Origin of the sequence: Qipengyuania thermophila (assembly GCF_004153605.1) — a bacterium.
Taxonomy (GTDB): Bacteria; Pseudomonadota; Alphaproteobacteria; order Sphingomonadales; family Sphingomonadaceae; genus Qipengyuania_B; species Qipengyuania_B thermophila.
This window is the reverse complement of record NZ_SDSI01000001.1, coordinates 369,429-392,880: the sequence shown is the minus strand read 5'-3', so window position 1 is coordinate 392,880 and position 23,452 is coordinate 369,429. Positions and strand designations below refer to the sequence as shown.

The following is a 23,452-nucleotide window of genomic DNA, read 5'->3' as shown; positions in this document are numbered from 1 at the left end:
CGCCGCTTCCCAACTCATTCGGACCGGCGGGCGGGCGGTTTTCCCCGGCCCGTGGCCGCCGCGCCGCGCCGCGCTGGACAGCCGCGCGCGCACCCGTCAAAGCGCCGTGCCATGACGCCCGAACACACCCCCGACTCCATCCTCATCGTCGATTTCGGCAGCCAGGTGACCCAGCTCATCGCCCGCCGCGTGCGCGAGGCGGGGGTGTATTCGGAGATCGCGCCGTACACGCGGGCGGCCGAGGCGTTCGAGCGGCTCGGCCCCAAGGGCATCATCCTCAGCGGCGGCCCCAGATCGGTGACAGAAGACGATGCGCCGTCCGCCCCGGCGGCATTCTTCGAGGCGGGGGTGCCGGTCCTTGGCATCTGCTACGGGCAGCAGGCCATGGCGCAGCAGCTCGGCGGCGCGGTGCAGAGCGGCGCCACGGGCGAGTTCGGCCGCGCGTTCCTCGACATCGACGCGGATTGCCCCTTGTTCGACGGGCTGTGGGAGGCGGGCACCCGCCATCAGGTGTGGATGAGCCACGGCGACAAGGTGATCGCGCTGCCGCCGGGATTTCGCGCCGTCGCGTCGAGCGAAGGGGCGCCGCACGCCGTCATCTGCAACGCGGAACGCCGCTTCTTCGGGGTGCAGTTCCATCCAGAGGTCGTCCACACGCCCGATGGCGGCCGCCTGATCGCCAATTTCGCCCGCCATGTCTGCGGCCTTGCTGGTGACTGGACCATGGCCGAGTTCCGCGAAACCAAGATCGCCGAGATCCGCGCACAGGTTGGTTCGGGCCGCGTCATCTGCGGCCTGTCGGGCGGCGTCGACAGCGCGGTGGCCGCCGTCCTGATCCACGAGGCGATCGGGGACCAGCTGACCTGCGTGTTCGTCGACCACGGGCTGCTGCGCAGCGGCGAGGCGGAGCAGGTCGTGGAGCTGTTCCGGGGTCACTACAACATCCCGCTGGTCCATGTGAACGCGGAAGAGCGGTTCCTCACCGGCCTCGCCGGCGTGACCGACCCGGAAGCCAAGCGCAAGTTCATCGGCAAGACCTTCATCGACGTGTTCGAGGAAGAGGCCAGAAAGATCGGCGGGGCGGAGTTCCTGGCACAAGGCACGCTCTATCCCGACGTGATCGAGAGCGTCAGCCACACCGGCGGGCCGTCGGTCACCATCAAGAGCCACCACAATGTCGGCGGCCTGCCCGAACGCATGAACATGAAGCTCGTCGAGCCCCTGCGCGAACTGTTCAAGGACGAGGTGCGCGATCTCGGCCGCGAGCTGGGGCTGCCGGACGCCTTCGTGAAGCGCCACCCGTTTCCCGGCCCGGGCCTTGCCATCCGCATCCCTGGCGAGGTGACGAAGGAACGCTGCGACATCCTTCGCCGGGCCGACGCCATCTATCTCGAGGAAATCCGCCGCCACGGGCTGTATGATGCCATCTGGCAGGCCTTCGCCGTGCTGCTGCCGGTCAAGACCGTGGGCGTGATGGGCGACGGGCGCACCTATGACAGCGTGTGCGGCCTGCGCGCCGTGACCAGCACCGACGGGATGACCGCCGACGTGTACCACTTCCCCGGCGAATTCCTGGCGAATGTCGCAACGCGCATCGTCAACGAGGTGCGCGGCATCAACCGGGTGGTGTACGACTACACCAGCAAGCCGCCAGGGACGATCGAGTGGGAATGAATTCAGGTCTCCCGCATCGTGTTCTGCGCGGTGCCTTCTGCACCACTGCCGCGAGCGGCGGGTTCGCGCGGCCTTCACGGCTCCTGAAGCAGGACGCATCCGGCGCAGGGGCTGAGCCATGACCGCCTTCTGCATCTCCGCCGCCATCCCGCCCGAACTCTGCGCCGTCGATGACGAGCGGAAGGCGATCTACCATTCCGCCGACAGCATCTGCATCTGGGTCTTCGCCACCCGCAGGGAGCGCAACCGCTTCGTGGAGGAGACACAAGGGATGGCCAAGGTGGAGCGGGACGCGCATTACCGCCGCTTCTTCACGTCGCCCCAGCCGCCATCCGCAACATCCACGGGCGCGATTTAACACTGTTTTCACGCATGTTTTGGCATCGACGCACATTCTGCGGGGCTGCCTGCCCCGCGTGAAGGAGCCGGGCGATGCGAGTCCTTTCCTGCGTGACGCAGGACCATGTCGTTTGGCTGGTCGTCCTTGCTGCCGCCATGTGCCTTGCCGGTGCGTGCGTCGCGTCCCGTCTGTTTCACCGCTGCGTCACCGCGCCGCGGGCGACCCGCCTTTACTGGTGTCTTCTTGCGGCCCTGACCGCCGGCGCGGCGACCTGGGCCACCCACTTCGTCGCGATGCTCGGTCACCGCGCCAACGTGCCGGTGACGTTCGATGGTCCGCTGACGATCTTCTCGGCGCTGATCGCGGTCGCGGGGATCGGCGCGGGCCTGCTGCTGGCCACCTCCCGCCGGCCGGCGGTCGCGGTCGTGGGCGGGGGCAGCATCATCGGCCTCGCCATTGCGGCGATGCATTACGTCGGCATGTTCGCCTACCGGGTGGAAGGGGTCGTCACCTGGCTGCCCGGCCATGTGGCGGCGTCGATCATCCTCTGTGTCGCCTTGTGCGTGGCGGCGCTCGGCCGCCTCACGGGCGGGCGGGGTGCGACGCGGCAGGCCGCCCTGCTGCTCGCGGCGGCGATCCTCGTCCTGCACTTCACCGGCATGGCCGCCTTCACGGTGCAGCCCATTCCCGGCGTGAGCGCGCTTGTCGACCGCGACGCCTTCGCCGCCATGGCTGCGGCCATCGCGCTGGTGGCGCTGCTCATCGTCGGCGTGGGCCTGTCCACCTACGTGGTCGAGCGCAAGGCGGTCAGCCATTCGCAGGCCAGGCTGCACCACATCGCCATGCACGACGAGCTCACGGCTGTCGCCAACCGGCGGGCCTTCACCGAGGCGCTCGAGCAGGAGTGCCGCCGGATGCGTGCATTCGCCCGTCCCTTCGCGCTGCTGCTGATCGACCTTGATCGGTTCAAGGCGGTCAATGACACGCTTGGCCATCCGGTCGGCGACAAGGTGCTGCGGCGCGTTGCCCAGAGGCTCAGGAAGGCGATTCGCGACGGGGATCTGATCGCGCGCCTCGGCGGTGACGAGTTCGCCGTGATCGCTCCCAACGTCGCCGATGCCGCTGCCGCTCGGGCGCTTGCCGACCGCATCGTCGAGATCATGGCGCGCCCCTTCCTTGTCGACGGTCACATCGCGGACATCGGCGCGAGCGTCGGCGTCTGCCTTGCGCCCCTGCACGGATCGGACCCGTCCGCCCTCGTGCAGAAGGCCGACGTGGCGCTCTACACGGCGAAGAGCGAGGGCAAGGGCCGGTTCTGCGTGTTCGAGCCGGCGATGAGCGAGGCGCTGAACAGGCGCCGCATGATCGAGGCGGATCTGCGCCGGGCTTGCATGCGCGAGGAGTTCGATGTGGTCTACCAGCCCATCACCGACACGCGCACCGGCTCTGTCACCGGCGCCGAGGCCCTGCTGCGCTGGACCTGCGCGCAGCGCGGCGAGGTGTCGCCAGCCGAATTCATCCCGATTGCGGAAGATCTGGGCCTCGTCACCCGCATCGGCGCAGGCGTCCTGAAGCAGGCATGCCGCGACGCGGCCGGGTGGCCGTCGCACGTCAACCTGTCGGTCAACATTTCTCCCGTGCAGCTGTTCGATCCGCGCCTGCCGAGCCTCGTGACACAGGCGCTCGAGGAGGCGGGCCTTGCGCCGTCCCGGCTCGAACTGGAGATCACCGAAACCGCCCTGCTCGAGGATGACGATGTCGTCATGGCGACGCTCACCCGCCTGCGGGAGCTCGGCGTGCGCATCTCGCTCGACGACTTCGGCACCGGCTACTCGTCGCTGAGCTACCTGCACCGCTACCCCATCAGCCGGATCAAGATCGATCGTTCCTTCGTCCGCCGCCTGCCGGACGACGCCAGCAGCGCCTCGATCGTGCGCGCCATCGTGCAACTGGGCGTCACCCTCGATCTCAAGATCACCGCCGAGGGCATCGAGACGGACGAGCAGCTCGCCTTCATGGCGGGGCAGGGGTGCCACAACTCGCAAGGGTTCCTGATCAGCCGTCCGGTGTCCTCCAGCGCCCTCGCCGCCATGGCCCGGCAGGCGGTCGGAGCGGCCGCATGAGCGATCATCCTGTCCGCGCCCGCCTGTGCCGCCTGCTCTACACGAGCCGGATGGCACCTCCGGCCGCGGGTGCGCCCCCTCTTGACCTGCACGCCCTCGCCCGGTCATCGGCAGCCGCCAACAGCAAGGTCGCGATCACCGGCAGCCTCCTGCTCGTCGACGGCGTGTTCGTCCAGATCCTCGAGGGGCCGGTGGCGATGGTGGAGACCACGTTCGAGCGGATCTGCGCCGACCTGCGCCACCGCGACCTGCAGCTTGTCGACCTCGTCGACACCGATGCGCGGCTGTTCGGCGAATGGGGCATGGCCTGCCTCGACGCGGGCGGCGACCTGCCGCAATCGCTGCGCAGCGACGCGCAGGATGTGCGCTGCCTCGTCGGGGTGAACGCGGCGGCGGCGGTCCGGCAGATGAAGGAGCTGTTCGCCGCGGGTCTTCCGGCCCTGCGCCAGACGGGCGGGTGCGCGCCCGCGCCGGTCGCGGCTACGGCATCGCCGGCCTGAGCCGATCCGCGGATCAGGTCACGGCGACTCCGAACACCCGCCCCACGCCCGCCGTCACCGCCATTGCCGCCGCGCTCCAGAAGACGACCCGCAGGATCGCCTTCAGGGGCGCAGCGCCGCCTGCCGCAGCGCCGAGCCCGCCGAGCGCGCCCAAGCCCACCAGCGCGCTCAGCGCGACCGCCGGCAGCACGACGGCCGCCGGCACCGCGGCCGCCACCAGCACCGGCAGCGCGGCTCCGGCCGAGAAGGTGGCGGCCGACACGAATGCCGCCTGCACGGGCCGGGCGCTCGCCACGTCGGTGATGCCGAGTTCGTCGCGGGCATGGGCGCCGAGCGCGTCCCGCGCCGTCAGCTGCTGCGCCACCTGCATGGCAAGGTCGTGATCCAGCCCGCGCGCGGCATAGATGCCGGCCAGTTCCTCCAGCTCCGCCTCCGGCATGGCGGCCAGTTCGCCGCGCTCGCGTTCGAGGTCGGCCTTTTCGGCGTCGGCCTGCGAGCTCACCGAGACATACTCGCCCGCCGCCATCGACATGGCTCCGGCGACGAGGCCGGCAAGCCCGGCGATCAGGATCTCGCCCCGTCCGACGCCGGCCGCCGCCACGCCCACGATGAGGCTGGCGGTGGACACCAGCCCGTCATTGGCGCCAAGCACGGCCGCGCGAAGCCAGCCGATCCGCTGCACCGCGTGACGCTCGCGGTGGACGAGCCGCATCACCGCAGGCCGCGACAGGTCCGCCCGCCGTGGCGGCAGGCAGGCGGGGAAGGCCAAGTCCGGCTCACCGCCCGGCCATCGCGCGTGCGCTGAGGATCTCGATCCAGTAGCCGTCCGGATCGGCGATGAAGGCGATGTGCTTCATGCGGCCTTCCTCGGGTCGCTTGATGAAGCGCACGCCCGCATCCGCGAACCGGCGGCAGGCGGCCTCCACGTCCGGCACGGCAAGGCCGATGTGGCCGTAGCCGCGCGGCTCGCCATTGCCCGAGTGGTAGACAGGCCCGTCCTCATCCTCGGTGCCCCAGTTGTGGGTCAGCTCCAGCACACCCGGGCGGCTGAACACGTACTCGCGCAGATCCGCCTCGTCCTCGGGGAGTTTGTCGCCTTCATCCATGAAGGCAAGGAAGTAGAGGGAGAACGCGCCCTCCTCGACGTCGATCTGCCGCAGCAGGGTCATGCCCAGAAGGTCGCGGTAAAAGGCGAGGCTTGCGCGGGGATCCTTCACCCGGATCATCGTGTGGTTGAACGTGTAGCCGTGCGGATTGGCGGACATGGCGCTGCGTCTCCTTCCCCTGGTCGTGCAACGGGAGGCCATGGGCGTGCGTTCCGGCACCGTGCGACGGAATCTGCCTGCGCTGCTGCTTCCCGACAAGGTGGAAGAGGTCATGCGGCGCCTGGCCGCGCACCATCCCGGCCGCGTGCGGGGCGCAAAGGGGCCGAAGGAGCAGCCCGATGCGTTCCGCTCCGCCGTCTCCTGCATGCTGAGCGCGCAATCGCTCGACCGCAACACGGGCGCCGCGACGCGCAATCTGTTCGCGCTGGCCCGGACGCCCGCGGCCATGCTGCGCCTTTCCGAGGCGCAGATTGCGCAGGCCATCCGTCCGTGCGGCCTCTACAACACGAAAGCGCGCCACGTCCGGGCCTTCTGCGCCGCCCTGCTGGAGCAGCATGGCGGAGTTGTGCCGGACAGCCGCGAGGCGTTGATGGCGCTGCCGGGCATCGGCAGAAAATGTGCGGACATCGTGCTGTCGTTCGCCTTCGGCCAGCCGGTCATCGCCGTCGACACGCACGTCCACCGGGTCGCGAACCGGATCGGGCTGGCCGCAGCCTCGACGGCCGAAGGAACCGCCCGCCAGCTCGAGGAACGGGTGCCCGCCTGGGCGCAGGCCGACGGCCATTTCTGGCTCATCCAGCACGGCAAGCGCCTGTGCACGGCGCGACGACCCCGCTGCGTGGCCTGCCCGGTTGCGGATCTGTGCCTCAGCGCGGCCGTGTTCCATGCCGCTCCTGCATCGCCGCCGGCGCAATCCTCGGCCGGTCTGAACCAATCGTGAGGTGGCGCGTTGGCCTGAATACATGGGCTGATCCAAGCACAAGCTTGTATTCAGAAGCTCATCGACAGAAGCGGGCGCGCGGCGCGCCCGCAACGCAGAAGTCCATTGGGGGCGATTGGAGATTACGATGAAGATTGCGGGAATGATCACCATGGCGGGTGCAGCGGCGCTGCTCGCCGCGTGCGGCAATGACGGCCGGCAGCAGACCACCGAAACGGCGACGATGGATGGGGCCTATCAGGACGGCGCGAACCTCGACACCGGCCCGATGGCGAACACCACGGCCGGACAGCAGGGCATGGCCGGTCAGGGCACCGCGGCCGGGACAATGGCGGGCAACCAGGACACGACGCGGGTGTTCTTCGCCTTCGACCAGGCGGAACTCACCGCCGATGCCCGCCAGCAGCTCGACCGGATCGCCGAAGCCTACCGGCAGACCCCGGGCGCGGGGCTGACCGTCGCCGGGTTCACCGACACCGTCGGCACCCGCCCGTACAACCAGCAGCTGTCCGAACGGCGGGCCGCGGCGGTGCGCGACCATCTGGTGAGCCGCGGCGTCCCGGCCGGCGAGATCCAGCTCGAGGCGCACGGACAGTCGTCCCCACGGGTGGACACCGGCGACAATGTGCGTGAAGCGCAGAACCGCCGAGTGCGGATCGAGTTCGGCGACCAGCAGAACTGAGCTTGCGGCGAGGGGGCGGGCTGGCCAGGGCGCACCTGGCCGGCCCGTCAGCCTTCACCCCGTCAGCGCGACGTTCCGGTCAGGGCGTCGGCTGCTCGCGGCGGTACGGCACGAAATCCGTCAGGAAGATGTTGCCGGTGTAGAAGCCGGTGATCCGGTCGAAGGTGGTCACCGGATCAAGCCGGCACAGCTGTCCCACCGTGCCGAAGTTGCGGATCAGCAGGGCGTCGTTGTCGTTCAGCGCGGCGGGATCGCGCGTGGTGTTGACCCACACGGTGTTGCCGTCGCGGATGACGATGGCGGTGCCCTCGATGATCTGCAGGTTGCGGTTCGGGAAGGTGCGGACGCATCGCTGCGGTTCCCCGGCGACGCGTCCCTCCAGCAGGCGGGCGAGCTGCTCCTGCCCGCGCTCGGCGCGGGTCGGCGCACGCTCTCCGGCGAAGGCAGGCGCAACGAGACCGGCTGCGGCTGCGGCGGACAACAGGATGGCGCGGATGTTCGGCATGGCGACGCTCCTATGGACGTGCCCGGATATATGCACTGCGCCGCCTGAACCAAGCGTGGCCGGACACCGCCCGCGTCAGCGGTGGCCCGGATCGGCTCCTTCCGCGATGTCGGGCAGCCGGCTGTGGTCCGCGCCGTCCGCCGGACCGCCTTCCAGCACGAACCGCCGGTCGCAATAGCCGCAGTCGACATAGCCGTGCTCGTCGATGGTCAGGTAGACCTTGGGGTGCCCCAGCGCCGATGCGGCGAAGGTCGGCCCGCCGCGGATGGCGGACGCACCGTCGCAGCTGACATAGCGCGTGGGCGTTCGGATGATCTCGGGCGGCGCGGGCATGGTCATGGGCTGGCGGGCAGATAAAGCGGTGCGCGTTCGCGCGCAACCGGGACGTGGCGGGTCGACCGCCTCCCCGCCTCTTTCCCCCGCCTGCGGTTTGGGCCTAGAGGCTGCGCATGACCACAACTCCTGCCATTCGCATCGAGGCCCTTGAAAAACGCTATGCCGGCGTGCGCGGCGAACCAGGCAAGCACGCGCTCAAGGGTGTAAGTTTCGACGTACCCCAGGGGCAGATCTTCGGGCTGCTCGGCCCAAACGGAGCGGGCAAATCGACCCTCATCAACATCCTTGCCGGGCTGGTGGTCAAGACCGGCGGCCGGGCGAGCATCTGGGGCTTCGACATCGACGAGCACCCGCGCAACGCCAAGCGCTCGATCGGGATCGTGCCGCAGGAGATCGTCTTCGACCCGTTCTTCACGCCCTACGAGGTGCTGGAGAACCAGGCCGGGTTCTACGGGATCCCGGCCCGCGACCGGCGCAGCGCCGCGCTGCTCGAGGCGGTGCGGCTCGCCGACAAGCGGGACGCCTACGCCCGCACCCTGTCGGGCGGGATGAAGCGCCGGCTGCTCATCGCCAAGGCGATGGTCCATTCCCCGCCCATTCTCGTGCTTGACGAGCCAACCGCCGGGGTGGACGTGGACCTGCGCCGGCAGCTGTGGGAGCTGGTCACGGCGCTCAACCGCGACGGGGTGACGGTGGTCCTCACCACCCACTACCTCGAAGAAGCCGAAGCGTTGTGCGATCACATCGCCATCATCAACCACGGCGAACTCATCACCAGCAAGCCGACCCGCGAGCTGGTGGAGATGGCGCGGGAAAAGATCGTCCGCGTGTCGCTCGACCGCGAGGTGTCGACGCTGCCGCCCCACGACGCGTTCCGCCGTGTCGAGACGCCGCAGCCACGCATGCTGGAGGTCACCTACGACCGCGACGTCGCGACCGCCGGGCAGGTGCTCGCCATCATTCAGCAGGCCGGCTACGGCATCGAGGACGTGACCACCCGCGAAGCCGACCTCGAGGACGTGTTCGTCCAGCTGACGCAGGACAGCGCGCCGCGCGATGCCTGACGGCAGCAAGAAGCCGCAGGTCCGGCTGCCGTCCTGGAGCCTGCTGACCCCCATCGTCGGCATCGCCGCCTCGCTGGCCGGGCTGGCGCAGTCGGGCTCGGCGAGCGTGGCGGTGCTCGCGGCCGTGCTGATCGGGTCGGTCATCGCCGCGGTCCACCATGCCGAGGTCATCGCGCTGCGGATCGGCGAGCCGTTCGGCACGCTGGTGCTGGCGCTGGCGGTGACGGTGATCGAAAGCTCGCTGATCGTGTCGCTGATGCTCTCCAACGTGGCGGATGCGTCCACGCTCGCCCGCGACACGGTGGTGGCGGCGATCATGATCATCCTGACCGGTATGCTCGGCGCGTGCTTCTTTGTCGGCGGCCTGCGTCACCGGGAGCAGCGGTTCACCCGCGAGGGGGTCAGCGCGGGCCTCTCGACCCTGGCGGCGCTGGCCGTGCTGGTGCTGATCCTGCCCAACTACACCGTCAGCGAGCCGGGCGCCTCCTACGCTCCGTCGCAGCTGGTGTTCGTGTCCGTCGTCACCTTCGTGCTCTACATCACCTTCGTCATGGTGCAGACGCTGCGGCACCGCACCTATTTCCTTCCCGCCGAGGAAGACATCACGGTGAAGTCGGCGCCGCCTCCGTCCGGCCGGCTCGCGGTGGCGGCGTTCGTCGCGCTCATCGCCGCGCTGACGGCGGTGATCCTGCTAGCGCAGGCGCTGGCCTCGCCCATCGAACGGGCGGTGGTGGGGGCAGGGCTGCCGCTGGCGCTGGTCGCGGTGCTCATCGCCGGTGTGGTGCTGGCGCCCGAAGGGACATCGGCGGTCCGCGCCGCCCGCCGCAACCGCCTGCAGACGAGCGTCAATCTCGCCTTCGGCTCGGCACTGGCGACGATCGGCCTGACGATCCCGACCGTCGCCATGGTGTCGCTGGTGTTCGACCTCCCGCTGGCGCTGGGCGTGAGCAGCAAGGCGATGACCCTGCTCGCGCTGTCGCTGTTCGTCACCGCGGTCAGTCTGAGCACCGGGCGCACGACGGTGCTGCACGGCATGGTGCACCTCGTGATCTTCGCCGTCTACCTGTTCACCACCATCGTTCCCTGACCGCGTCGACTCCGCCGGCCGGCCGGCGCGGCTTGCCACCTGCTCCCGCCGGCGCCATGGCGCAGCCATGCAAGCGGCACACGACGTGATCGTCATCGGCTCGGGCGCGGCCGGCCTCACCGCGGCTCTGGCCCTGGCCGAGACCCGGCGCGTGCTGGTGCTGGCCAAGGGCGCGCTGGACAGCGGGTCCACGGCCTGGGCGCAGGGCGGCGTGGCGGCGGTGCTGGACGCGGGCGACACGTTCGAAAACCACGTGCGCGACACGATGGTCGCGGGCGCCGGTCTGAACGATCGCGAGATCGTGGAATGGGTGGTCGAGCAGGCGCCCCGGTCCATCGCCCGCCTGCGGGACCTTGGCGTGCCGTTCAACGCCGAAGGGGCGAACCTGCACCTGACGCGCGAGGGCGGCCACTCCCACCGCCGGATCGTCCATGTGAACGATGCGACCGGCTGGGCCATCCAGGACGCGCTGCTGCGCGCCGCGCGGGCGCAGCCGAACATCACCCTCGCGCAGGGGCAGACCTGCATCGACCTCATCACCGGCCGCCATGCGCAGCGGTTCTCGGGCGAGGGGCGGGTGTGGGGCGTCTATGCGCTGGCCGCGGAGAGCGGCCGGGTGGAGGCCCACGTCGCCCCCGCCACCGTGCTCGCCACCGGCGGGGCAGGGCGGGTGTACCAGTTTTCGACCGCGCCGCGGGGCGCCACGGGTGACGGCATCGCCATGGGCTGGCGGGCGGGCTGCCGGGTCTCGAACATGGAGATGATGCAGTTCCACCCGACCTGCCTGTACCATCTGGAGGTCAAGAACTTCCTCATCACCGAAGCGGTGCGCGGCGAGGGCGGCCGCCTGCTCCACCCGGTGACGGGCCACCGGTTCATGGCCGACTACGATCCCGAGCGGCTGGAACTGGCGCCGCGCGACGTGGTGGCGCGGGCCATCGACGACCAGATCAAGCGGTTCGGGCTGGACTTCGTCCATCTGGACATCAGCCACCGTCCGGCGGCCTTCATCCGCGCGCATTTCCCCACGATCCACGACCGCCTGCTCGGCCTCGGGATCGACATCACGCGCCAGCCGATCCCCGTCGTCCCCGCGCAGCACTACACCTGCGGCGGGGTGGTGGTCGATCGCGATGCGCGCACCGACCTGCCGGGGCTGTGGGCCGCGGGCGAGTGCACCGAGAGCGGGCTGCACGGGGCCAATCGCCTCGCCTCCAACAGCCTGCTGGAATGCTTCGTGTTTGGGGAAGCCGCCGCCCGCGACATCGCCGCGCACTGGGGCACGCTGCCCGCGCCGCCGCCCATCCGCCCCTGGGACGAGAGCCGGGTCACCGACTCGGACGAGGAGGTCGTAATCAAGCAGAACTGGACGGAGATCCGCCGGTTCATGTGGAACTATGTCGGCATCGTGCGCACGACCAAGCGGCTGGAGCGTGCGGCGAACCGGATCCGCCTGCTCGGGCAGGAGATCGAGGACTATTACGGCAGCTTCCGGGTTACGACCGATCTCATCGAGCTGCGCAACCTGCACCAGTGCGCCGACCTGATCGTGCGTTCGGCGCTGCGGCGGCGCGAAAGCCGCGGCCTGCATTTCGTCCGCGACTGGCCGCTGACCGACGCCGAGCCGCGCGACACGGTGCTGGTGCCCTGATCCGGCGGATAACCGCACGTCGCGCCCGGCCCGGCGCGCGCCGGAAAAACAATGTCTTGGCGCACGGACACAATGCTGCCCCCGCTGCGTTCTCTTCCCGCAGGACGCGCGGTGGTGCGCGGCCTGGCTGAGAAGGTGAGGAATCCAGAATGTCCACTCCCGAGAACCTGGAAGACATCTACATCGACGAGCTCGCCGACAACTGGTCCGCCAACGACCAGATGCGCAAGGCGGTGAAGGAAATGGCGAAGGTGGCCGGCGACGACACCCTGCGCAAGCGGCTCGAAAAGGCGAGCGAGGGCATCGAGAAGCACACGGAGACGATCAAGTCGCTGCTCGAGGAACTCGGCGAGGACGAGCCCGAGCACTGCAAGGGCATGGAAGGTCTCGTCAAGGAAGCGCACAAGCACGCGATCGATGCCGACATCGAGGACAGCGACGTGCGCGACGTCGTGATCATCACCCAGTACCAGCGGATGTGCCATTACGGGCTGGCCGGGCTGGGATCGGCCAAGGCCTTCGCCGAGGCGCTGGGCATGGACGATCATGCGCAGAAGCTCGACGAGATTGTGGCGCAGATCTACGACGCCGACCAGAACATGACCGACCTCGCCGAGCGCAGCGTCAACCTGCGCGCCAAGGAGGCGGAGAGCGAGGACGAGGACGAAGACGAAGACGCCTGAGTCCAAGCCGCCGCCGCGGTGCGCTGCGCGCCGCGGCGGTCGGCGCCGCGTCGGCGGCCCGCGATGCGCGCCACCGACCAAGGCCGGGCGCTCACGCACTTTTTACCACTATCCACGGATTTCTCGCATAGCGGCGCGCCCTCGCGAAAGGCGCTGAAAAGCGGCGAGTCGCCGGGGCGGACAGACCGCCGGCGGCCCTGCTCGGACAGGGACCGCAACAGAGGCTGGCGCTTGCGCAGCGGGGACCATTTCACCATTGTGGCGGACCGACCGGGGGCGCTGCCTGCGGCCGGACGACGACCGGCGCCGGAAAGGCGAAAACCCAACCGCAGCGAGCAGGAATGCCGACATGGACTTCAGAAGCGACGATCCCGCCACCGCCAGCCACGACAGCGGGCACAGCGCCGGTTCCGCTTCCGCACAAAGCCACGAGGCGGCGGCACCGGCCGCGGCCATGCCGACCGCTCCGGCCGAAGGCGATGACAGCAAGGCGGTCAATCCGCGCCGCTTCGACGTGCGCACCGATCCGGCCCGCGATGCGTTGCTGACGGACTTCGGCAAGGAGACGCTGACCGACCGCTATCTCCTTCCCGGCGAATCGTTTCAGGACCTGTTCGCCCGGGTGGCCGACGCCTACGCCGACGACGCCGCGCATGCGCAGCGGCTCTACGAGTACATTTCGCGGCTGTGGTTCATGCCGGCGACGCCCGTCCTGTCGAACGCGGGCACGAACAGGGGCCTGCCGATCTCGTGCTACCTCAATTCGGTGTCGGACAGCCTCGAGGGGATTGTCGGCACCTGGAACGAGAACGTCTGGCTCGCCAGCCGGGGCGGGGGCATCGGCACCTATTGGGGCGAGGTGCGCGGCATCGGCGAGCCGGTCGGCCTCAACGGCAAGACGAGCGGCATCATCCCCTTCATCCGGGTCATGGACTCGCTGACGCTCGCGATCAGCCAGGGGAGCCTGCGGCGCGGGTCGGCGGCCTGCTATCTCGACATCTCGCATCCCGAGATCGAGGAGTTCCTCGAGATCCGCAAGCCGTCGGGCGACTTCAACCGCAAGGCGCTGAACCTCCACCACGGCGTGCTGCTGACCGACGCTTTCATGGAAGCCGTGCGGTCGGGAACGGAGTTCGACCTCGTCTCGCCCAAGGACGGCAGCGTGCGCAAGACGGTGGACGCGCGCTCGCTGTTCCAGAAGCTGGTGGAGACCCGCCTCGCCACGGGCGAGCCCTACATCGTGTTCTCCGACACGGTGAACCGGATGATGCCCAAGCATCACCGCGATCTGGGCCTCAAGGTGTCGACCTCGAACCTGTGCTCGGAAATCACCCTGCCGACGGGCCGCGATCACCTCGGCAACGACCGGACGGCGGTGTGCTGCCTGTCGTCGCTCAACCTCGAGACCTGGGATGCGTGGGAGGGCGACAAGCGGTTCATCGAGGACGTGATGCGCTTCCTCGACAATGTGCTGCAGGACTACATCGACCGCGCGCCCGACGAGATGGCGCGGGCCAAGTATTCGGCCAGCCGCGAGCGCAGCGTCGGGCTGGGGGTGATGGGCTTCCACTCCTTCCTGCAGTCGAAGAACATCGGCTTCGAATCGCCCATGGCGAAGGTGTGGAACCTCAAGATGTTCCGCCACATCGCCGCCAAGGCCGAAGAGGCCTCGCTGCTGCTCGCGCAGGAGCGGGGCCCGTGCCCCGACGCGGCCGACATGGGCGCGATGGAGCGGTTTTCCTGCAAGATGGCGATCGCGCCGACCGCGTCCATCTCGATCATCTGCGGCGGCACCTCGGCCTGCATCGAACCGATTCCGGCGAACATCTACACACACAAGACGCTGTCGGGCAGCTTCATCGTCAAGAACCCGTATCTCGAGCGGCTCCTGCGGGAGAAGTCGAAGGACTCGACCAACGTCTGGAATTCGATCCTCGAGCGGGGCGGCAGCGTGCAGCACCTCGACTTCCTGACAACCGAGGAAAAGGCGGTGTTCAAGACCTCGTTCGAAATCGACCAGCGCTGGCTGCTCGAATTCGCCGCCGACCGCACGCCCTATATCGACCAGGCGCAGTCGCTGAACCTGTTCATCCCCGCCGATGTCGACAAGTGGGACCTGATGATGCTCCATTTCCAAGCGTGGGAGAAGGGCATCAAGTCGCTGTACTACCTGCGCTCGAAGTCGGTGCAGCGGGCCGGCTTCGCTGGCGGGGTGGAGGCGGACAACACCCCGGAAGCGCCGCGCTACGAGCTGGCGGCGGAAGGTGGGCAGACGGATTACGAGGAGTGCTTGGCCTGCCAGTAAGGGGTGGTGGCCTCCCCCGCCGCCTGGCCGGGCAGGGCGTCGGGCCTGAACCCAAAGACTTGTTCGCGCGTTGAGCCTGCTCAAGCAGGAGAGCACGCGCATGGATGATAGCCGCATCTGGGAGTTCGAGCAGGAGCTGTGGACGGGACCGGCCGAGGCCTATGACCGCAAGGTGTCTGACGCGGTCGTGATGGCTCTGCCCCACGATCCGTGGCTGCTCGACGGGGCGCAGGCTCGCGAGGCGGTCAAGGCGACGCCGCGCTGGGACGAGGCCGAGTTTCTCGACCGCCGCGTGGAACGCCCACAGGAGGGGCTGATCGTCATTGCCTATCGCGTCAGGGCGAAGAAGGGCGAGCGGTCCTATCATGCGCTGTGCACCAGCACGCTGCGCCGGCTCGAGCACGAGGTCTGGGACGTCGTCCAGCACCAGCAGACCCCGCTGGGTGTGCAGATCGCCGAACCCGAGGACGGCTGACGCCCGGCGGCGGTTGCATTCGGGGCGCGGCGGCCGGTCTCGCCACGGCAGCCGGCCGCCGCGCCCGGCCGGATCAGCCTTCGTAAAGCTGCGGGTTTGCGTCGGCGCGGGCCTGCTCGTCCGGGCGGCTGGAGATCTCGCCCGGCACCGCCTTGCCGCCCAGCGCCGCTTCGGCGTCGTCAGCGTCGTCCTCAAGCCAAGCCGACGCGGTCTTGTCCTCGGGTGCCTGCGCATCGCCGCCGCCTGACGCAGCTTGGGTCCCGTGCGAGCTGCCATAGCCCGCCTGCTCCTGCGGAATGTCGTGGCCCGAAGGTCCGGTGGCCGCCTCGCCGCGGGCAGTGCCCGCCTCAGGCGATGTGAAGCCCTGGCTCTGCGTCATCGTGCCCAGGGTTTGTGACTGCCCGCCCGCATGCTGCTTCTGCGTGGCGGGTGTGGTGCGTGTGTCGGGATCGGAACGGGTCATGCGGCTCTCCTTCGCTGGCCAAGCGGTCGATGCGGGCAGGAGTTCCGCGGTGGCGTGTGGGGTTCAGCGCGGCGCAACCTGTGCCGGCGCAGCACAGTGTGTGTCAGGCTCTTCCCACCCCCGCCGGGTTACGTTAACAAACCGCAATGATCGCACCTGTTTCCGTTCCCGCTACGGCCCCCGCCATCGGCGGCGGGGGCGAGCGGCTGGCGGTGCTGGACGGCTGGCGCGCGCTGTCGATCCTGCTGGTCATCGCCGCCCACTGGCTGCCGCTCGACCCCTTTCTTCAAGGCGCCAACGCGGCCGCAGGGGCGGGCGGCATGGCCCTGTTCTTCACCTTGTCGGGCTTCCTCATCACCGGGTTCATGATCAAGCGGCCCGAGCCGCGCGCCTTCCTGATCCGGCGCGTCCTGCGGATCGTGCCGCTCGCCTGGTTGGCGGTCGCGATCCTGTTCATGGCCGCCTGGGTGCAGGACAGCCCTGCCGCCACGCCGCAGCATCTCGTCGCCAATCTGCTGTTCTTCGGCAATCTGCCGCCGGCGCGGCTGTTTCCCGGCGGCGAGCACCTGTGGAGTCTCGCGGTCGAAATGCACTTCTATGGCGGCATCGCCCTGCTCGTCGCAGTCGGCGGGCGGCGCAGCCTGTTCGTCCTGCCGCTGCTTGCGGCCGCGGTCACCGGCGCGCGGATCGCCGCCGGGGAAACGATCAGCATCGTCACCTGGCACCGGGTGGACGAGATCCTTGCGGGGGCCGTGCTGGCGCTCGTCTGTTACGGCCTGCTGGGCGATGCGGCCCGCCGGGCGCTGGCGGCGGTGCCGTTCTGGGCCGCGGTGGTGGCGGCGGTGCTGTGCGTCTGGTTCATCGAGACGCCTCTCGCCTATGCGCGGCCCTATGCCGTGGCGCTGCTCGTCGGCGTCACCCTGCTGCGCGTCCCGCGCTGGCTCGGGCCGGTCCTGACCTCGGCACCGGCCGCCTACATCGCGCAGATCAGCTACGCGCTCTACGTGTTCCACCTGATGCTCGGCGCGACCTGGCTGGGGAGCGGCGACACGCTGGAGAAATACCTCAAGCGGCCGCTGCTCGCCCTGGCCACATGGGCGGCGGCGCACCTGTCCACCTTCCATTTCGAGCAGCGGTTCACCGACTGGGCGCGGCAGATCACCCGCCCGCGCGGCGCCGTGCCCCTGCGCGCCTACTGATCGCGGGGCCGGCTGGCCACCTCGGCGGCGTTGCCGCTGGCAGGAGCGCCGTCGCCCGACGACGGGTTCGCCTCTGCCCAGCGATCGCCCTTTTCCGCTTCGCCCTCGGCCACCGCCTCGCGCGCCGCGTCCTCGCGCGGGCCGGTGCGCTCCGGTTCGATCGGGTTGTTCGGGGTGCCCAGCGTCACATTGCGGCTGTCGTCGGGTGCGTATTCGCCCATCGCGGTTCTCCTTTGCCCCGGGTCAACGGCGCGTCCCGCACCCCGTTCCGCGGAAGGTTATCCCCAGCCGCGCGGGCACGGCTCCATTGGCCGAATCCGGCGCGCTCCTATATTGGACGGTTCCACCCCGCACGTCCGTCAGGAGCCAGGCCCGTGTCCCTTCTCGAAGCCCGCAAGACCTACAAGCCCTTCGAATACCCCTGGGCCTACGAGTTCTGGAAACGGCAGCAGCAGATCCACTGGATGCCCGAGGAAGTGCCGCTGGGCGAGGATTGCCGCGACTGGGCGCAGAAGCTGACCGATCACGAACGCAACCTGCTGACGCAGATCTTCCGCTTCTTCACCCAGGCCGATGTCGAGGTGCAGGACTGCTATCACGAGAAATACGGCCGGGTGTTCAAGCCGACCGAGATCAAGATGATGCTGGCCGCGTTCTCCAACATGGAGACGGTCCACATCGCCGCCTATTCGCACCTGCTCGACACGATCGGCATGCCGGAAAGCGAATACGGCATGTTCCTCGAATACGAGGAGATGAAGGCCAAGCACGATTACCTGCAGGAATTCGGCGTCGACAATGACGAGGACATCGCCCGCACGCTGGCCATGTTCGGCGGCTTTACCGAAGGGCTGCAGCTGTTCGCGTCCTTCGCCATGCTGATGAACTTCCCGCGCTTCAACAAGATGAAGGGGATGGGGCAGATCGTCAGCTGGTCGGTCCGCGACGAGAGCCTGCACTGCGAGGGGATCACGCGCCTGTTCCACGCCTTCTGCGCCGAGCGCGGGTGCCTCACCCGCAGCGTCAAGGAGGACATCATGGACATGTGCCAGAAGACCGTCCGGCTCGAGGACGCCTTCATCGACCTCGCCTTCGAGCAGGGTCCGGTCCCCGGCATGACCGCCAAGGAGATCAAGAAGTATATCCGCTACATCGCCGACTGGCGGCTGGGGCAGCTCGGCCTGCCGGCGATCTACATGGTGGATGAGCACCCGTTGCCCTGGCTCACCCCGCTGCTCAACGGGGTGGAGCACGCCAACTTCTTCGAAACCCGCGCGACCGAATATTCCAAGGCGGCGACGCGCGGCAACTGGAACGACGTGTGGTCGAGCTTCGACAAGCGCCAGGCCGCCAAGCGCGGCGAAGGCGCCAACGACGAGGCCGCCGAGCACGAGGGGCCGGGGCTGTTCGGGGATGCGGGCGCGGGCAGAGTGCTGGGGGTGGCGGCGGAGTGATCTCCCTGTCAGCTTTCCATCTTGATCGGAATTCCGTCACTCCCGAATTTGAGGGGATCCACAGCGATTGCGGCAATTCGACGAGAGCACTTGACGCGCCGCTGAAACTGCGGTGAGATCCTGTTATGTTCTCATCGCAATTCATTATTGATGCGCGTCTCGATCTGCTGAGCACCGCAAGAGGGCAGCGGTTCGGGACAATCCTTGCCGATCCCCCATGGCAGTTCCAGAACCGCACCGGCAAGGTCGCGCCGGAGCATAAGCGCCTGAACCGCTACGGAACGATGGAGTTGCCCGAGATCTGCGCGCTGCCAGTGGCAGAAATCGCTGCCGATCCTGCGCACTTATACCTCTGGGTACCCAATGCGCTGCTGCCCGAGGGCTTACGGGTGATGGAAGCTTGGGGCTTTCGCTATGTGTCCAACATCGTCTGGCATAAGGTCCGTAAGGATGGCGGCTCGGATGGGCGAGGTGTTGGGTTCTACTTCCGCAACGTCACCGAACTCTTGCTGTTCGGTGTTCATGGCAAGAGCGCCCGTACGCTTCAACCCGGTCGCAGCCAAGTCAACATGATGCAGACCCGGAAGCGCGAGCACTCACGAAAGCCTGACGAGCAATATGCCATCATCGAGTCTTGTAGCTGGGGCCCGCGCATTGAGCTGTTCAGCCGCGGCACCCGTGCCGGCTGGACAGTTTGGGGCAATCAGGCAGACGATAGCTACAAGCCTGACTGGAACACGTACAGCTATAACAGCGCAGCTGGGGTGGCGGCCGAGTAGATCATATCATTACAAAAAAGGTTTGCCGTTCCACGTCGCGTCAGTCGCAGCGACGATCAACACAGGGCAAGTCCCCATCACTCCACGCTTTACTCGCATCTGTGCTTTATCGAATGCAGTGACGGTCGAGGTGGTCAGATCAATGGGTAGCTTCGCGTTACGTTTCTCTTCGGGCAGCGTTGCTTGATGCTGCGCCCATAGCTTTCGCGCCAAGGACAGAAGCTTCAGCCTGTCCTTCGTTATGATTACAGCAGACGATATAACGCCTGCCTCAAACCATGATCTGTAGGAGGCAAGATCCCGGTCTAAGTTTCCATCTTTGGCGTTCCATTCTACGTCAAGGACAACGCGATTTTTGAAGTTGTCGACGAGATAGCCCTCCTGCTTCACAGCGGGCAATTCGCCAATCCTGTCGCCGCTCTTGCGGTAGAGGATGCCCTTGGTCTCTAGATCAAGCCTCGCTTCCACCCAGCCGCGCTTGCCAAACTCACCATCGATTTCCTCCGCAATGTCGCCTCGGTTGCCCCCGGCCTTCAGCCATGAGTTAGGGTCAAGACGGTAGGTCGATAATACCTCCACAATATCCGCCCATTCGTTGGGACACACGGCTTGCATGACTGCGGCAGCGGAGTTCGATTCCATAAAGTCCCAATGCTGCCGGGCGGCAGGCGGTAAAACATGAGGAAGATCGTAAGTCGATGTGAGGAACATATCAGGTCTATGCTGCATGCGGGCGCGTGGGCCAAGTCTCATCCTTCAGCTAAGTGATCCTGAAAAGCTCTTAACTGTCCTACACCGCGCCTGACGCGCTAGGACATGCCTGATGAAGACCGCCAGCACCTGTCGCCGACCGTGGAACCTGCGACCCACGCTCCCCTCCGGCATTTCAACCCAGGACCGTGTCACAGGCGGTCCATGTCTCGGCCGGGGCGGGTGAAAACGCGATGTTAACGGGGACGCGTCATCGTTCGCGCCATGCCGCCGGATCTTCTCGCCGCCCTGCCGTTCCAGCCGCTCGAGCTGGCGACCTACTGGCTCATCGCGCTCAATTTCGCCGCCTTCGCCGCCTTCGGCATCGACAAGGCGCGGGCCGAGGCGGGGGCGTGGCGGATCAGCGAAAGCACGCTGCTCACCCTCGCGCTGCTCGGCGGAACGCCCGGCGCCTATGCCGGGCGCTACGCCTTCCGGCACAAGACGCGCAAGGCGCCGTTCGTCCGCGCGCTTGGCGGCGTGGCCATGTTTCAGGTGGCGGGCGCGCTGGTGGCGGCGTTTCTCGCCGCGACGGGGACGTTGCCCGGCGCAGTGCCGGCGGCGGCGTCCGCGGCCTGGGCGGACGGCCCCGTCCCGCTGCCGTCGTCCGGGCCTGCCGGCGGGGCCGCGCGCGGCCCGATGGCGAGCATCGAGGCGCCGGACGACCGCTCCGGCCCGATCGACGACACGCCAAGCGGGCTGGGGCTGTCGTCGGGCGCGTGGCAGTCCCGGCACGCGGCTGCTCCCGTCCGCTCCTTCGCGCAGGCCGCGCCCGTTGGCGGCCGGGCGGTCGGCTGCTCGGCCTTGCGCGCGGCGGGGCGCGCCCCGGTCTATGCCGGGGATCCCGACTACCATCCCGACATGGACGGCGACGGCGACGGGATCGCCTGCGAGCCGCTGCGCCGCTGAACCGTCGGATGCGGTCGGGCTGCGCGTCCGGCCGCGCCTGCGCGCTGGAACCGGGCGCCGCGCCATGCGATACCGTCAGGCGGAGCAGGCAAGGAGACACGAGATGCGACTGGGAACGACCGCAGCGCGGCTGATGCTGACGGGTGTTGTCGGGGCGGCGCTGACCGCGTGCAGCAACGAGCCGACGGCGACCGAAACGCGGGTCGACGCGACCACCAACGACGGCTCTCAGCTGATCGTGGCGGATCAGCCGGAAGGCTCGGTGCCGGTCGAGGTGCCGACTGCGCCGGTGCGTGTCACGACGGAGACCGAGGCGGCGCTGGCCGCGACCCCGCTTCCGCCCACGCCGCAGGCGACCGCCGCAACCGCGACCGCCACGGCCACGCCCGCACCGCGCTGAAGCGCGGCAGCGGCGTCACTGCACGCCGAAGAGCGACGCGGCGACGGCGGCGAGCACCAGACCGGCGACCGCGAGCCGGGCCGGCCAGCGCACGGGCGTCGTGCGCTCGGGCGCGTCGGGGCGGAACGCGGCCTGCCGCGCCGGCGGCTCGCGCGGCGGAAGGGCGATGTAATCCTCGGGGCGGGTCCAGCTGCGGGCCTGCTTGCGCCGCCGGGCGGGGTCGAACTTGATGATCTTGCCCATGGCGCGGCATCCTAGCCGATCGGCGCGGCCGCGGCCACCCGCAACCGCGGCGGCTCGTCGCAGGACAAGGCGCGGCGGTCGTCCGCGCTCATCCGCACCAGCCCTCCCGAGCCTCGCCACGGTAGGGGCGCGCCAGCCCTTCGGCGATCAGCACGTCGGCGGCGTCCTCGGCCAGCACGCCGGGTCCGCGGGTGAAGCGGCGCAGCGCCCGGCCGTAGCGGTCGCTCCGGGTGCCCTGCACGGTGAACGGCCCCTGTTCCAGCCACTCTGCCAGCCGGTCGCGGGCGGCGCGGGCGGCGATACGCTCCGCCTCGCAGGCACCGTTTATCTCGGGCGCGTCGAGGCCCGCCAGCCGGACCGCGGTGCCGCCGATCCGTACCGTGTCCCCGTCGACGACGCACTGGCCGCCCCGCGTGAGGCTGCCGCAGACCGGCCAGCGCCCGGCCGCGATCTCCTGCCGCTCAGCGTCGAAGGAAAACGGCGTCCGCATGCCCGGTGCGTCGTGCAGCACCACGGCGATGGTGACGAGGGCGATGAGGAGGATGAACGGACGGACGTCCCGCAGCGCCGCACCCCAGCCACCCGCGCGGCGCGGCGTGCGGAAACGGGGCGGCCGGGGCAGCTTGCGCCCGCCGGTCAGGCCGCCGGTCCCGTGCCGCCCCGGCCGACCGGCCGCCGGGCGCCGGCGCGCGGTCGGCCAGACAAGTCTCGGACGGAAGCCCATGCGCCGCCCTTGTAGCGGGAGCGGCCGCGCGCCTCCAGTGCCCGGCCGGCGTGCGCCTTGCGCGGGCCGTGCAGCACGCTAAAGGCGCTTGGCCATGAGCGACACTCCCGCGCCCGCGACGATCGCCAAGGCCGAGGTCCTGATCGAGGCGCTGCCCTATCTGCAGCGTTATGCCGGGCGCAACTTTGTCGTGAAGTATGGCGGACACGCGATGGGGGATCCGCAGACCGCCCGCGCCTTTGCCGAAGACATGGCGTTGCTCAAGGCCGTCGGCATCAACCCGGTGGTGGTGCATGGCGGCGGGCCGCAGATCGGCGCCATGCTCGACCGGCTGGGCGTGGCGACACGCTTCGTCGACGGGCTGCGGGTGACCGACGCGGCGACCATGGAAGTGGCCGAGATGGTCCTGAGCGGCGCCATCAACAAGCAACTCGTGGCGGCGATCGGCGCGGCCGGCGGGCGAGCGATCGGCATCTCCGGCAAGGACGGCAATCTGGTGCGCGCGCGCAAGATGGAGCGGCCCGGACCGGCGTCCGACAGCGCCATCACGCAGGTGGTGGATCTCGGCTTCGTCGGCGAGCCCGCCGCCATCGACCCGCACGTCATCGACACGGCCGTTCGCGGCGGTCTCATCCCGGTCGTGGCGCCGGTCGCCGCGGGCGAGGACGGCCAGACCTACAACATCAACGCCGACACCATGGCCGGCGCCCTCGCCGGAGCGCTCGGCGCGGCGCGGCTGTTCCTGCTCACCGACGTGGCCGGGGTGCTGGACGCGGACGGCACCGTGCTGAGCGACCTGACGCCCTCGCAGATCGAGGAGCTGCGCGCCTCGGGCATCGTGAGCGGGGGCATGATCCCCAAGCTGGAGACCTGCACCGCCGCCGTCGAAGCCGGCTGCGAGGCGGCGGTCGTGCTCGACGGCCGCGTGCCGCATGCCGTTCTGCTGGAAATCTTCACCACGCGGGGGGTCGGTACGCTGGTGCGCCGCGACGGATCACGGTTCTGACCGCATGATGCCTTTGCTCTCGCCTGTCCGCGTTCGGCGTGTTAGGTGCTCAAG

The 23,452-nt window shown here is 68.9% G+C and carries 27 protein-coding genes; 18 read left to right on the top strand and 9 right to left on the bottom strand.

The window, feature by feature from the left end:
* The first annotated feature begins 111 nt into the window (after positions 1-111).
* The 4 genes from guaA (at position 112) to ETO60_RS01895 (ending at position 4,637) form a co-directional block, all read left to right on the top strand.
* Positions 112-1,674, top strand: coding sequence for a glutamine-hydrolyzing GMP synthase (gene guaA, locus ETO60_RS01910; RefSeq protein WP_130002229.1), 1,563 nt, complete (start codon positions 112-114; stop codon positions 1,672-1,674).
* 118 nt (positions 1,675-1,792) lie between these two features.
* A complete protein-coding gene (locus tag ETO60_RS01905) occupies positions 1,793-2,032 on the top strand; it encodes a hypothetical protein (protein ID WP_130002228.1) in 240 nt (79 codons plus the stop codon).
* Between the two features lie 74 nt (positions 2,033-2,106).
* A complete protein-coding gene (locus ETO60_RS01900; RefSeq protein WP_130002227.1) occupies positions 2,107-4,137 on the top strand; it encodes a putative bifunctional diguanylate cyclase/phosphodiesterase in 2,031 nt (676 codons plus the stop codon).
* The gene (locus ETO60_RS01895; protein WP_130002226.1) at positions 4,134-4,637 is read left to right on the top strand and encodes a BLUF domain-containing protein; all 504 of its coding nucleotides are present in this window, start codon (positions 4,134-4,136) and stop codon (positions 4,635-4,637) included. The genes ETO60_RS01900 and ETO60_RS01895 overlap by 4 nt, the downstream gene beginning before the upstream one ends.
* Before the next feature lie 13 nt (positions 4,638-4,650).
* On the opposite strand, the gene ETO60_RS01890 is transcribed toward ETO60_RS01895, so the two are convergent.
* On the bottom strand, positions 4,651-5,352 hold the full coding sequence (locus ETO60_RS01890) for a VIT1/CCC1 transporter family protein (RefSeq protein WP_449314208.1): 702 nt from the start codon (positions 5,350-5,352) through the stop codon (positions 4,651-4,653).
* Positions 5,353-5,413: 61 nt separating this feature from the next.
* Positions 5,414-5,902, bottom strand: a complete 489-nt coding sequence (gene gloA / locus ETO60_RS01885; protein WP_199798810.1) for a lactoylglutathione lyase — start codon at positions 5,900-5,902, stop codon at positions 5,414-5,416.
* Between gloA and ETO60_RS01880 the strand changes: the two genes are divergently transcribed.
* On the top strand, positions 5,901-6,683 hold the full coding sequence (locus ETO60_RS01880) for an endonuclease III domain-containing protein (RefSeq protein WP_234026264.1): 783 nt from the start codon (positions 5,901-5,903) through the stop codon (positions 6,681-6,683). The two genes, gloA and ETO60_RS01880, sit on opposite strands and share 2 nt — an antisense overlap.
* A 127-nt stretch (positions 6,684-6,810) precedes the next feature.
* The gene (locus tag ETO60_RS01875) at positions 6,811-7,365 is read left to right on the top strand and encodes an OmpA family protein (protein ID WP_130002221.1); all 555 of its coding nucleotides are present in this window, start codon (positions 6,811-6,813) and stop codon (positions 7,363-7,365) included.
* Between the two features lie 79 nt (positions 7,366-7,444).
* Here the strand turns inward: ETO60_RS01875 and ETO60_RS01870 are convergent, their stop codons facing one another.
* Positions 7,445-7,870 carry a hypothetical protein gene (locus ETO60_RS01870; RefSeq protein WP_130002219.1) on the bottom strand — a complete coding sequence of 142 codons (426 nt, stop codon included), beginning with the start codon at positions 7,868-7,870 and terminating at the stop codon, positions 7,445-7,447.
* 75 nt (positions 7,871-7,945) lie between these two features.
* Positions 7,946-8,209 carry a zinc-finger domain-containing protein gene (locus ETO60_RS01865; protein WP_130002217.1) on the bottom strand — a complete coding sequence of 88 codons (264 nt, stop codon included), beginning with the start codon at positions 8,207-8,209 and terminating at the stop codon, positions 7,946-7,948.
* Between the two features lie 110 nt (positions 8,210-8,319).
* On the opposite strand from ETO60_RS01865, the gene ETO60_RS01860 reads away from it, so the two are divergent.
* From ETO60_RS01860 to ETO60_RS01835, 6 genes are all read left to right on the top strand, one after another.
* Positions 8,320-9,270 carry an ABC transporter ATP-binding protein gene (locus ETO60_RS01860; RefSeq protein WP_130002216.1) on the top strand — a complete coding sequence of 317 codons (951 nt, stop codon included), beginning with the start codon at positions 8,320-8,322 and terminating at the stop codon, positions 9,268-9,270.
* Positions 9,263-10,357, top strand: a complete 1,095-nt coding sequence (locus ETO60_RS01855) for a calcium:proton antiporter (protein ID WP_130002214.1) — start codon at positions 9,263-9,265, stop codon at positions 10,355-10,357. The genes ETO60_RS01860 and ETO60_RS01855 overlap by 8 nt, the downstream gene beginning before the upstream one ends.
* Before the next feature lie 67 nt (positions 10,358-10,424).
* A complete protein-coding gene (gene nadB / locus ETO60_RS01850) occupies positions 10,425-12,008 on the top strand; it encodes an L-aspartate oxidase (protein ID WP_130002212.1) in 1,584 nt (527 codons plus the stop codon).
* A 149-nt stretch (positions 12,009-12,157) separates the two neighbouring features.
* Positions 12,158-12,691 (top strand): YciE/YciF ferroxidase family protein, encoded by a 534-nt coding sequence (locus ETO60_RS01845; protein WP_130002210.1) that lies wholly within the window; start codon positions 12,158-12,160, stop codon positions 12,689-12,691.
* Positions 12,692-13,040: 349 nt separating this feature from the next.
* Positions 13,041-14,996, top strand: a complete 1,956-nt coding sequence (locus ETO60_RS01840; RefSeq protein WP_130002209.1) for a ribonucleoside-diphosphate reductase subunit alpha — start codon at positions 13,041-13,043, stop codon at positions 14,994-14,996.
* Between the two features lie 100 nt (positions 14,997-15,096).
* Positions 15,097-15,471, top strand: a complete 375-nt coding sequence (locus tag ETO60_RS01835; protein ID WP_130002207.1) for a DUF4440 domain-containing protein — start codon at positions 15,097-15,099, stop codon at positions 15,469-15,471.
* 73 nt (positions 15,472-15,544) lie between these two features.
* Here the strand turns inward: ETO60_RS01835 and ETO60_RS01830 are convergent, their stop codons facing one another.
* On the bottom strand, positions 15,545-15,934 hold the full coding sequence (locus tag ETO60_RS01830; RefSeq protein WP_130002205.1) for a hypothetical protein: 390 nt from the start codon (positions 15,932-15,934) through the stop codon (positions 15,545-15,547).
* Positions 15,935-16,080: 146 nt separating this feature from the next.
* On the opposite strand from ETO60_RS01830, the gene ETO60_RS01825 reads away from it, so the two are divergent.
* Complete coding sequence (locus tag ETO60_RS01825; RefSeq protein ID WP_130002203.1) at positions 16,081-17,133, top strand: acyltransferase family protein; 1,053 nt, start codon at positions 16,081-16,083, stop codon at positions 17,131-17,133.
* Here the strand turns inward: ETO60_RS01825 and ETO60_RS01820 are convergent.
* Complete coding sequence (locus ETO60_RS01820) at positions 17,127-17,354, bottom strand: hypothetical protein (RefSeq protein ID WP_130002201.1); 228 nt, start codon at positions 17,352-17,354, stop codon at positions 17,127-17,129. The two genes, ETO60_RS01825 and ETO60_RS01820, sit on opposite strands and share 7 nt — an antisense overlap.
* 153 nt (positions 17,355-17,507) lie before the next feature.
* Here ETO60_RS01820 and ETO60_RS01815 point away from each other — a divergent pair, with 153 nt between their 5' ends.
* Positions 17,508-18,587: a ribonucleotide-diphosphate reductase subunit beta gene (locus tag ETO60_RS01815; protein ID WP_130002199.1), complete on the top strand. Its 1,080-nt coding sequence runs from the start codon at positions 17,508-17,510 to the stop codon at positions 18,585-18,587.
* Positions 18,588-18,712: 125 nt separating this feature from the next.
* Positions 18,713-19,366, top strand: a complete 654-nt coding sequence (locus ETO60_RS01810) for an MT-A70 family methyltransferase (protein WP_130002197.1) — start codon at positions 18,713-18,715, stop codon at positions 19,364-19,366.
* Positions 19,367-19,375: 9 nt separating this feature from the next.
* On the opposite strand, the gene ETO60_RS01805 is transcribed toward ETO60_RS01810, so the two are convergent.
* Complete coding sequence (locus ETO60_RS01805; protein ID WP_130002195.1) at positions 19,376-20,077, bottom strand: BglII/BstYI family type II restriction endonuclease; 702 nt, start codon at positions 20,075-20,077, stop codon at positions 19,376-19,378.
* Positions 20,078-20,341: 264 nt separating this feature from the next.
* Between ETO60_RS01805 and ETO60_RS11475 the strand changes: the two genes are divergently transcribed.
* A complete protein-coding gene (locus ETO60_RS11475) occupies positions 20,342-21,025 on the top strand; it encodes a DUF1294 domain-containing protein (RefSeq protein ID WP_130002990.1) in 684 nt (227 codons plus the stop codon).
* A gap of 103 nt (positions 21,026-21,128) precedes the next feature.
* Positions 21,129-21,425 carry a hypothetical protein gene (locus ETO60_RS01795; RefSeq protein ID WP_130002193.1) on the top strand — a complete coding sequence of 99 codons (297 nt, stop codon included), beginning with the start codon at positions 21,129-21,131 and terminating at the stop codon, positions 21,423-21,425.
* 15 nt (positions 21,426-21,440) lie between these two features.
* Here the strand turns inward: ETO60_RS01795 and ETO60_RS11170 are convergent, their stop codons facing one another.
* Together ETO60_RS11170 and ETO60_RS01785 are read right to left on the bottom strand one after the other, a co-directional pair.
* Complete coding sequence (locus tag ETO60_RS11170) at positions 21,441-21,668, bottom strand: hypothetical protein (RefSeq protein ID WP_165362083.1); 228 nt, start codon at positions 21,666-21,668, stop codon at positions 21,441-21,443.
* Between the two features lie 88 nt (positions 21,669-21,756).
* Positions 21,757-22,392 (bottom strand): thermonuclease family protein, encoded by a 636-nt coding sequence (locus ETO60_RS01785; RefSeq protein ID WP_130002189.1) that lies wholly within the window; start codon positions 22,390-22,392, stop codon positions 21,757-21,759.
* A 94-nt stretch (positions 22,393-22,486) separates the two neighbouring features.
* Between ETO60_RS01785 and argB the strand changes: the two genes are divergently transcribed.
* A complete protein-coding gene (gene argB, locus ETO60_RS01780; RefSeq protein WP_130002187.1) occupies positions 22,487-23,398 on the top strand; it encodes an acetylglutamate kinase in 912 nt (303 codons plus the stop codon).
* Positions 23,399-23,452 lie beyond the last annotated feature (54 nt).